The sequence below is a fragment of the Comamonas sp. JNW genome, from assembly GCF_003105075.1.
GTDB classification, from domain to species: Bacteria; Pseudomonadota; Gammaproteobacteria; order Burkholderiales; family Burkholderiaceae_C; genus Comamonas; species Comamonas squillarum.
In genome coordinates, this window is the sequence record NZ_QETI01000029.1 from 1 (window position 1) to 8,311 (window position 8,311).

The following is an 8,311-nucleotide window of genomic DNA, read 5'->3' on the forward strand; positions in this document are numbered from 1 at the left end:
GCGGCGGCGCTGCTGGCGCAAGCTTTGCTGCAGGTGTTTGACCCGGCCAATGTAGTGATGCTGTTTTTGCTGGTGGTCGTGCTGTCGGCCTTGCGCTGGGGCCGGGGGCCGGGCGCCTGGGCGGCGCTCTTGTCGGTGCTGCTGTTTGATTTTTGCTTTGTGCCGCCGCGCAACTCCTTCGGCGTGAACGACACGCAGTACATCTTCACCTTCTGCCTGATGCTGGGCGTGGCCCTGGTCTGCGGCCAGCTGATGGCCAGGCTGCGCCATGAGGCGCGGGTGGCGGCCGAGCGCGAGCGGCGCGCGGGCGCGCTGGCGCGCCTGGCCCGTGATCTGTCGGGGGCGCTCACACAGGCGCAGGTGGTGCAGACGGCGCTGACGACGGTCTCGGGCGTGTTCGATGCGCGCACCGGCCTGCTACTGCCCGATGCACAAGAGCAGCTGCATGTGGCGCCCGGTAGCGAGGCGGCGATTGATGCCAGCGTGGGCCGCTGGAGCATGGAGCACAGCCAGATGGCGGGCCGGGGTACGGACACCCTGGCCGCGTCGGACGCGCTGTATGTGCCGCTGATGGCGCCGGTGCGGGCGCGCGGCGTGCTGGTGCTGCAGCTGCGCACACCCGAGCGCTTGCGCGTGCCCGAGGAGCGGCGCCTGCTGGATGCCTGCGCCAGCCAGATTGCGCTGGCGCTAGAGCGCGTGCATTTTGTCGAGGTGGCCCAGCAGACCCAGGTGGCGATGGAGGGCGAGCGCATGCGCAACACCTTGCTGTCGTCGGTATCGCATGATTTGCGCACGCCGCTCACCAGCATCCTGGGTGCCGCCCAGGCCGGCCTGCCGCATGCGCCGCCGGGCCCCGCACAGGACATGCTGCTGCAGATTCGCAACCAGGCCCAGGCCTTGCAGCAGCTGGTGGACAACCTGCTGGCCATGGCCCGGCTGCAGCAGGACGGTGTGCACCTGCAGCGCGCCTGGATCCCTGTCGATGAGCTGGTGGGCAGTGCCTTGCGCCAGCTCGGCGGCCGCCTGGCCGATCACCCGGTGCAGCTGCAGCTGCCGGCCGACTTACCGCTGCTGTGGATCGATGCGGCGATGATGGAGCGGGTGCTCGTCAACCTGCTGGACAACGCCAGCAAATACACCCCCGTGGGCACCGCCGTGCGGGTGACGGCGCAGGTCGAGCGCGACCAGCTGCTCTTGCGCGTGCAGGACAGCGGGCCGGGACTGCCCGCGCACCTGGCGCCCGAGCAGCTGTTTGCTCCTTTCAGCCGGGGCCATGCCGAGTCCAGCATCTCCGGCATTGGCCTGGGCCTGGCACTGGCCCAGCGCATTGTGCAGGCCCATGGTGGCCATCTGGATGCCGCTGCGTCCGAGCCTGGGCCGGGGGCCGTGTTCAGCGTGGCGCTGCCGGTGTTGCCTCAGCCGGCGCTGGATTGATGGGTATGCGGCGCAGCAAGTAGATATCCATGATCCAGCCATGCTGGGCGCGTGCTGCGGCGCGGGCGGCCACAATGCGCTCGGCCGCCTCGGCCAGCGGGCCATGCGCCAGGCACTGCTGGGCCATGCCCAGGTAGGCGCCCCACCAAATGTAGACATCGCGGGCCTGCGCCGCCGGCAGGCTGCGAAAGCTGCACTGGCCGTCCAGCATCACCACCAGCGTGTCCACGCCGGCCGGCCAGCCTTGCTCGCGCAGCTGGCGGCCGGTGGTGACGGTAAAGGGCTGGCCAATGTCATTAACGGCGATCGCGTGCGCGGCGGTGAGCGCCTGCATCGAGGTGATGCCGGCGATGACCGTGACTTGCAGCGGTGCCGGCTGCATGCGCGCGGCAATGCGCAAGGTGCTGTCGTAGAGCGATGGATCGCCCCAGACCAGCAGGGCCACCTGCAGCACGCCGTTACTCGCACGCGGCTTCAAGCCGCTCTCCAGCGCCTGCGCAATCGCGGCCTGCCAGCGCAGGGTGATGGCCGCATGCCATTCGTCGACCTGGTTCAGGTAGTCATCGCCCTGGCTGCGGCGCTCGGGCATGTCAAAGCCAGCGGTCTGCGGCGCGGGCTGCTGCAGCACGGCATCGCAGAGCGACTGGCGCAGGGCCGCCAGCTCGGCCTTGTCCTCGCCCTTGTGGGGCAGCAGCAGCAGGTCGGCAGCATTCATCGCGGCGATGGCCTGGCGCGTCAGGTGGTCGGGGTTGCCGGTGCCAATGCCGATCAGGCTCAGCGCGACCGGCGGCAAGCTGCTGCTCATGCCTGGCCTTCAGCGCTGATTGGGTTTGAGGTGAGCGGCCGGTCGGTGGCGGTATCCACCGCAGCGGCGGGCGCCGGAAAGCGCGGCTCCGTGCCCTGGGGCCGGTAGCGGCGGTCGTAGTCGGTGGCGTAGAGGCGGCTTTCGCCAAAGTCCTCGGCGCTGATGCTGCGGCCCACCAGGATGATGGCGGTGCGCTCCATGCTGGTGGCCACCGCCTGGGCCAGTTGGCCCACGGTGGTACGCACAACGGTTTCATCGGGCCAGCTGGCGCGCCAGACGATGGCAGCCGGGCAGTCGGCGCCATAGTGCGGCAGCAGCTCGCTTTGCACTTTCTCGGCCACATGGATGGACAAATGGATCGCCAGCACCGCGCCCGTGGCGGCAAAGGCGGCCAACTGCTCGCCCTCGGGCATCGCAGTGGCGCGGCCGGAGGTGCGCGTCAGCACCACCGACTGGCACAGGCCTGGCAAGGTCAATTCGGCGCCCAGGGTGGCGGCAGCCGCCGCAAACGAGGGCACGCCCGGCGTCACGCTGTAGGCAATGCCCAGTGCGCGCAGGCGGCGCAGCTGCTCGCCCATGGCCGACCAGACCGACAGATCGCCCGAATGCAGGCGCGCCACATCCTGGCCCTGCGCATCAGCAGCGCGGATCTCTTCGATGATCTCGTCCAGGCTCATCGATGCGGTGTTGACGATGCGCGCGCCCGGCGGGCAATGGGCCAGCAGCTCGCGTGGGATCAGCGAGCCCGCATACAGGCACACGGGGCAACTGGCCATCCGATCGCGGCCGCGCACGGTGATCAGGTCGGCAGCGCCGGGGCCGGCGCCGATGAAATGCACGGTCATGCCGTAACTCCTTGGGTTTGTGGATCAGCCGGGGGCAGGCCCGCTGCCAGACAACAATAGGGGGGGCTGCCGCGCTCGCGCAGCGCGGCGGCCAGGGTGGCGCTGCCATCGCCAGCGACCAGGCGGGCCAGCAGCAAGCGGGGCGCGGGCGCGGCCGCAGACAGGGCCACGGCTTCGGCCACGCTGCCGGTGCCGTAACGCGCCAAGAGGCGCGGCGACTGCGTGACCACCGGCTGCGCGGGCAGGGCCTCTTGCGCCACCGCCACCATCGCCACCGCAAAAGGCAACTGCGCGGCCCATTGCTGCAGCGCGGGCCGCTGCTCCTTGCCTTGCAGCACCGCCACCGCGCAAAACTCGGCCAGCGCGGGCTGCTGCTGCTGGGCCTGCAGCCACAGCGCCTGCAGGTCGGCGGCCTGGGCCTGCGCCCGCAAACCCAGCCCCAGCACCACACAGCGGTGGGGCGCTGCTTGCGTCATACCTGCCAGCTCCACTGCACCAGCGGGCGCGCCGCCTTCCAGCTGCGCATGCGGCCCAGCGCTGCCGCGCTGGACAGCTCCAGCTGCAGCAGCTGGCCGCCCAGCTCGCCATGCAGCTGCACCAACAGCGCCTGGGTTTCCAGGGTCACGGCATTCACCACCAGGCGGCAGCCTGGCGGCATGTGGGCGCGCAATTCCGCAAACAGCGCCGCATCAAAACCGCCGCCGACAAACACCGCTTGCGGCGCCGGCAGGTCTTGCAAAGCTTCTGGCGCCAGGCCGTGCACCACCTGCATGCGGGCCTGCAGGCCAAAGCGCTCGGCGTTGCTGCGGATATTGGCCACGCGCGTGGCATGCTGCTCAATGCTGGTGGCCAGGCCACCGGCCAGGCACCATTCGACGGCGACCGAGCCGGAGCCGCCGCCAATGTCCCAGAGCCGCTCCCCGCGCCGGGGGGCCAGCGTGGCCAGGGTCAGCGCACGCGCAGGCGCCTTGGTGATCTGGCCGTCGTGGGCATACCAGTCGTCGGGCCTGCCGGGCACGGTCGGCAAGGCGGGGCCGCCCTGGGCGATAAAGGCGACGGTCACGGGTGCCTGCGCAGGCTCAGCCTGCAGCGCAGCGGCGGCCGCATCGGCGCGCAGCATGCGGCAGCGCTCGCGCGGGCCGCCCACCGCTTCCATCACCCACAAGGGGCTTTGGCCCCAGCCTTCGTGGCTGAGCCAATCGGCCAACTGCACGACGGCCGCGCCATCGCGCAGCAAGGTGATCAGCTGGCGGCCAGGGGCCAGGCGGGGCAGCAGCTGCGCAATCGGGCTGGCATGCAGACCCAGGCAGTCGCAGGCTTCCAGCCGCCAGCCCAGGCGGGCGGCGACCAGTGAAAATGTCGAGGTTTGGGCATGGCAGCGCCATTCCTCAGGGCGCAAATGCGCCGCCAGGCTGCCACCCACGCCATACCAAAAGGGGTCGCCAGATGCCAGCACTGCGACCCGTTTGCCCCGTTCGGCCAGCACCGGGGCCACATCAAAAGGCTGGGGCCAGGGGCGGCCGCGCGCATCGATGGCGGCTAGCTGCAGATGGCGGGGGCCACCAAATACCAGCTCGGCCTGGTCCAATGCGTCTTTGGCCGCAGCGCTCAGGCCTGACAATCCATCCTCGTTCAACCCTATCAATGTCAACCACGGATCAGCCATGACGCATGTTCTCCTGCTGGGCGGCACCAGCGGCGCCAGCGAGTTGGCCCAGGCCCTGCACCAGGCGGGTGTGCGCGCCTGCTTCTCGTATGCCGGCGTCACCCAGCAACCCCTGGCCCAGCCCCTGCCCACGCGCAGCGGCGGCTTTGGCGGGCCCGAAGGCCTGGCCGCCTTTATCCGCGCCCAGGGCATCAGCCATGTGCTGGATGCCACCCACCCCTTTGCCGCGCAGATGAGCCGCCATGCCTGCGCGGCCTGCGCCGCCACCGGCACGCCCTTGCTGGCGCTGGAGCGCGCGCCCTGGCAGGCGCAGCCCGGCGACCGCTGGACGGAAGTGGCCAGCATGGCCGATGCCGCCAGCGCGCTGCCCCAGGCGCCCAGCCGGGTGTTTCTGGCCGTGGGGCGCAAACAGCTCGATGCCTTTGCCCCCAACCCGCAGCACCACTACCTGCTGCGCCTGGTTGATGCACCTGTGCCCGGCAGCTTGCCGCTGCCCCGGCACACCGTGGTGCTGGGCCGGGGCCCTTTTGGCATGCAGGACGACCTGGCCTTGCTGCAGCAGCAGCGCATCGCCTGGCTGGTGGCCAAGAATGCCGGTGGCGCCGCCACGCGCGGCAAGATCGATGCCGCCCGTGCGCTGGGCTTGCCGGTCGTAATGGTGCAGCGCCCGGTGCTGCCCTTGCGGCCGCGCACGGAAAGCGTTGCGGATGTGCTGCATTGGCTGCGTCATGGCGCGTTGCCATCCACTGCGCCGTAGTAGCGCGGCGTGTAGGTGTAGCGGCCCACGCGGCGGGTGAGGCGGTTGCCCACCAGCACGACGGTGCGCATGTCGGCCATCTCGGGCTGGGCATCGGCGAGGCTGCAGACCTGCAGCGATTCCTCGGGCGTGGAGACGGCGCGGGCAAAAATCAGCAGACGCTCGGGCTCGCAATGCTGGCGCAGCAAGGCCAACAGGCGGTTGAATCCTTCGGGCCGGCTGTGCGAGCGCGGGTTGTAGAAGGCCATCGCAAAATCGGCTTCGGCCGCCAGTTCCACCCGGCGGGCAATCACCGGCCAGGGCTTGAGGTTGTCCGACAGGTTGATGCAGCAAAAATCATGGCCCAGCGGCGCGCCTGCGCGGGCGGCAGCGGCGAGCATCGCGGTAACGCCAGGCAAGACCTGCACGTCCAGTGCCAGCCAGTCCTGCGCTTGTGGTCCCTCAGCGCTTTCGATGGCTTCAAACACCGCCGATGCCATTGCGAACACGCCCGGGTCACCAGACGACACCACCACGACCTGCCGGCCTTGGGCGGCCAACTCCAGCGCCTGCCGGGCGCGGTCGAGCTCGACCCGGTTGTCCGAGGCGAGCCATTGCGGCTCGCGGCTGCCAGCGGCTGCGCTCTGCGCCACCAAGGCCTGCGCCCGCGCCACATAGGGGAAGTAGCCCACGACATCGTCGGCGGCCAGCAAGGCCTGCAGCACCGCAGGCGTGATCTGGTCCAGGTCGCCCGGGCCCAGGCCGGCAATGGTCAGTTGGCCGGCGCCTACCATGCGGCCTCCGGGCGGCGGCCCTGGCCGTGCACCAGCACGATCGCGAAATAGGGGCAAACCTCGTCGCCCACGTCACTGAGGCGGGCGACCTGCTGCTGGTCGGTGGTGCCGTTTTGCACCAGCCAGGCGGCGTCGGCGCGGCCCGCGCGGGCGAGCGCGCGGCGGATGCGCGGCAGGTTGCGGCCCACCTTCATCACCACCAGTGCATCGGCCGTGTCCATGCGGCGCACCAGCTCGTCCTCGGACAAGGTACCGGTCATGACGCTCAGCACATCGTCGCCCCAGGTGATGGGCTCACCGGTGGCATGCCAGCAGCCCACCATGCCGGGGATGCCGGGCACCACCTGCAGGTCCACATCGCCGCGCGCACGCAGCCGGGTGTAGAGGTGCATGAAGGAGCCGTAGAGAAAGGGATCGCCCTCGCAGAGCACGATGACCTGTTCCTGCCGGGCCAGTTCGGCCAGGCGCAGGCACCAGTCGTCGTAAAACTGCGCCAGCTGCTGCACATAGGCGGGGCTGTCCACCGGGATTTCGGTGGTCACCGGGTACTCCATCGGGTACTCGGCGGCCTGGCCGCTGAGCATGCCTTCGACCAGCTGGCGCGCCTTGCCGGGCCGGCCTTTTTTGCGGAAAAAGGCCACATGACGGGCGCCGCGCACCAGGCGGTCGGCCTTGATGCTCATCAGTTCGGGATCGCCCGGGCCCAGGCCCACGCAGATGATGCCCGTTGTGGCGATGCTGGTCTTATTCAACATGGCTGGCCATGGCATTGACGGCGGCCACGGTCATCGCCGAGCCGCCCAGGCGCCCGCGCACGATCATCGCCGGCACCGGCAGGTCCTGCATCAGCGCCTCTTTGGACTCGGCCGCGCCGATAAAGCCGACCGGGAAGCCGATGATGGCCGCAGGGCGGGGGCAGCTCGGGTCCTGCAGCATGTTGAGCAGGTGAAAGAGGGCGGTCGGCGCATTGCCGATGGCCACCACGGCACCGGCCAGGTGCGGGCGCCACAGCTCCAGCGCCGCAGCGCTGCGGGTATTGTTCATTTGCTGCGCCAGCTCGGCCACAGCGGGCTCGTGCAAGGTGCAGATCACCGGGTTGCCGGCGGGCAGGCGCGAGCGGGTAATGCCTTCGCTGACCATGCGCACATCGCAGAGCACGGGCGCGCCGGCCTCCAGCGCGCGCTGGCCTGCCGCGACTGCGCCGGCGGAAAACTGCACATGCGCGGCCAGCTCGACCATGCCGGCGGCATGGATCATGCGCACCGCCACGCGCTCCTCACCGGGGGTGAAGCGCTGCAGATCGGCCTCGCGGCGGATCGTGGCGAAGGACTGCCGGTAGATCTCGGCGCCATTGGTTTCGTAGGTATGAACCATTACATTTCTTCAAACAACAGCCCGGGATTGTCGCGCAGACTGCGCGCGCTCCAGCGGGAATCGGGGACGGCCTGGGCCGTGGCATGGCGGCCGCGCCCATAGACGGGCCCATCGCCGCCCGCTTGGGCCACCAAGGTGACAGTGGCGGGCAGCTGGCGTGCGCAGCCTTTGCTGCAGCCCGAGACATGCAGGTGCGCGCCCTCGGGCACATGGGGGGCCAGGGCGAGCGCTAGATCCTGCGTGGGCGCCAGGGCTTGGCGGCAACCGGGCGCGCCGCTGCAGGCCGAGACGCGCAGCCGCGCATCTTGCGCGTCGCAGATCCAGTGGTCGTGGTCGGTCAAGCCCGCCCCTGGCATGCCCTGGGGCGCAAGGCCATCGACCAGCAGCATGCGCCAGGGTGTTAGCCGCAGGCCCGTGATGCCGCTGCGCGCCAGGCGCGCCAGCGCACTGGCAGCAACCCGGCCCAGCGGCGCGGCCACCAACAGGCCAAGACCGCACTGCCAGCCCGGTTTTGGCTGGCTCGGTGCGGGCAGGTATGGGGGCGCTTCATGCAGGCCAGCGGGCAGCGCCAGCGGTGGCAGCGCGCCTGTATGGGCTTGGGCCTGGCGCAGCAGCTGGGGCAGGCGGCCGGGGTGTTCGCCGGCTGCACGCCGCGCG

General features: G+C 70.3%; 9 protein-coding genes and 1 pseudogene. 2 read left to right on the top strand and 8 right to left on the bottom strand.

The window, feature by feature from the left end; genetic code table 11:
• On the top strand, window positions 1–1,434 hold a 1,434-nt coding region (locus DCO45_RS22290; protein WP_116927853.1), incomplete at its 5' end, for a DUF4118 domain-containing protein.
• Here DCO45_RS22290 and cobF read toward each other — a convergent pair.
• The 4 genes from cobF to cbiE are packed head-to-tail and all read right to left on the bottom strand — an operon-like array spanning window position 1,391 to window position 4,750.
• Window positions 1,391–2,239 (bottom strand): precorrin-6A synthase (deacetylating), encoded by an 849-nt coding sequence (gene cobF / locus DCO45_RS22295; protein WP_116927854.1) that lies wholly within the window; start codon window positions 2,237–2,239, stop codon window positions 1,391–1,393. The genes DCO45_RS22290 and cobF overlap by 44 nt on opposite strands.
• On the bottom strand, window positions 2,236–3,084 hold the full coding sequence (gene cobM / locus DCO45_RS22300) for a precorrin-4 C(11)-methyltransferase (RefSeq protein ID WP_116927855.1): 849 nt from the start codon (window positions 3,082–3,084) through the stop codon (window positions 2,236–2,238). Before cobM ends, cobF begins: the two co-directional genes overlap by 4 nt.
• The gene (locus DCO45_RS22305; protein ID WP_116927856.1) at window positions 3,081–3,560 is read right to left on the bottom strand and encodes a cobalamin biosynthesis protein; all 480 of its coding nucleotides are present in this window, start codon (window positions 3,558–3,560) and stop codon (window positions 3,081–3,083) included. Before DCO45_RS22305 ends, cobM begins: the two co-directional genes overlap by 4 nt.
• Window positions 3,557–4,750 carry a precorrin-6y C5,15-methyltransferase (decarboxylating) subunit CbiE gene (gene cbiE, locus DCO45_RS22310; protein WP_165841258.1) on the bottom strand — a complete coding sequence of 398 codons (1,194 nt, stop codon included), beginning with the start codon at window positions 4,748–4,750 and terminating at the stop codon, window positions 3,557–3,559. The genes DCO45_RS22305 and cbiE overlap by 4 nt, the downstream gene beginning before the upstream one ends.
• On the opposite strand from cbiE, the gene DCO45_RS22315 reads away from it, so the two are divergent.
• Entirely contained in the window at window positions 4,749–5,507 is a 759-nt protein-coding gene (locus DCO45_RS22315; protein WP_116927857.1) for a cobalt-precorrin-6A reductase, read from the top strand. The genes cbiE and DCO45_RS22315 overlap by 2 nt on opposite strands.
• Here the strand turns inward: DCO45_RS22315 and cobJ are convergent.
• The 4 genes and pseudogenes from cobJ to DCO45_RS23100 all read right to left on the bottom strand — a co-directional run.
• On the bottom strand, window positions 5,477–6,280 hold the full coding sequence (gene cobJ, locus DCO45_RS22320) for a precorrin-3B C(17)-methyltransferase (protein WP_116927858.1): 804 nt from the start codon (window positions 6,278–6,280) through the stop codon (window positions 5,477–5,479). The genes DCO45_RS22315 and cobJ overlap by 31 nt on opposite strands.
• Window positions 6,274–7,035 (bottom strand): precorrin-2 C(20)-methyltransferase, encoded by a 762-nt coding sequence (gene cobI, locus DCO45_RS22325; RefSeq protein WP_116927859.1) that lies wholly within the window; start codon window positions 7,033–7,035, stop codon window positions 6,274–6,276. The genes cobJ and cobI overlap by 7 nt, the downstream gene beginning before the upstream one ends.
• Complete coding sequence (locus DCO45_RS22330; protein ID WP_116927860.1) at window positions 7,025–7,654, bottom strand: precorrin-8X methylmutase; 630 nt, start codon at window positions 7,652–7,654, stop codon at window positions 7,025–7,027. The genes cobI and DCO45_RS22330 overlap by 11 nt, the downstream gene beginning before the upstream one ends.
• Window positions 7,654–8,311, bottom strand: a pseudogene (locus tag DCO45_RS23100) (precorrin-3B synthase); the annotation flags it as partial. The pseudogene DCO45_RS23100 and the gene DCO45_RS22330, both read right to left, overlap by 1 nt.

Excerpts from the sequence above, each read along its gene's own strand:
- cobF (WP_116927854.1), bottom strand. The coding sequence starts at position 2,239 with ATGAGCAGCAGCTTGCCGCCGGTCGCGCTGAGCCTGATCGGCATTGGC.
- cobM (WP_116927855.1), bottom strand. The coding sequence starts at position 3,084 with ATGACCGTGCATTTCATCGGCGCCGGCCCCGGCGCTGCCGACCTGATC.
- DCO45_RS22305 (WP_116927856.1), bottom strand. The coding sequence starts at position 3,560 with ATGACGCAAGCAGCGCCCCACCGCTGTGTGGTGCTGGGGCTGGGTTTG.
- DCO45_RS22315 (WP_116927857.1), top strand. The coding sequence starts at position 4,749 with ATGACGCATGTTCTCCTGCTGGGCGGCACCAGCGGCGCCAGCGAGTTG.
- cbiE (WP_165841258.1), bottom strand. The coding sequence starts at position 4,750 with ATGGCTGATCCGTGGTTGACATTGATAGGGTTGAACGAGGATGGATTG.
- cobJ (WP_116927858.1), bottom strand. The coding sequence starts at position 6,280 with ATGGTAGGCGCCGGCCAACTGACCATTGCCGGCCTGGGCCCGGGCGAC.
- cobI (WP_116927859.1), bottom strand. The coding sequence starts at position 7,035 with ATGTTGAATAAGACCAGCATCGCCACAACGGGCATCATCTGCGTGGGC.
- DCO45_RS22330 (WP_116927860.1), bottom strand. The coding sequence starts at position 7,654 with ATGGTTCATACCTACGAAACCAATGGCGCCGAGATCTACCGGCAGTCC.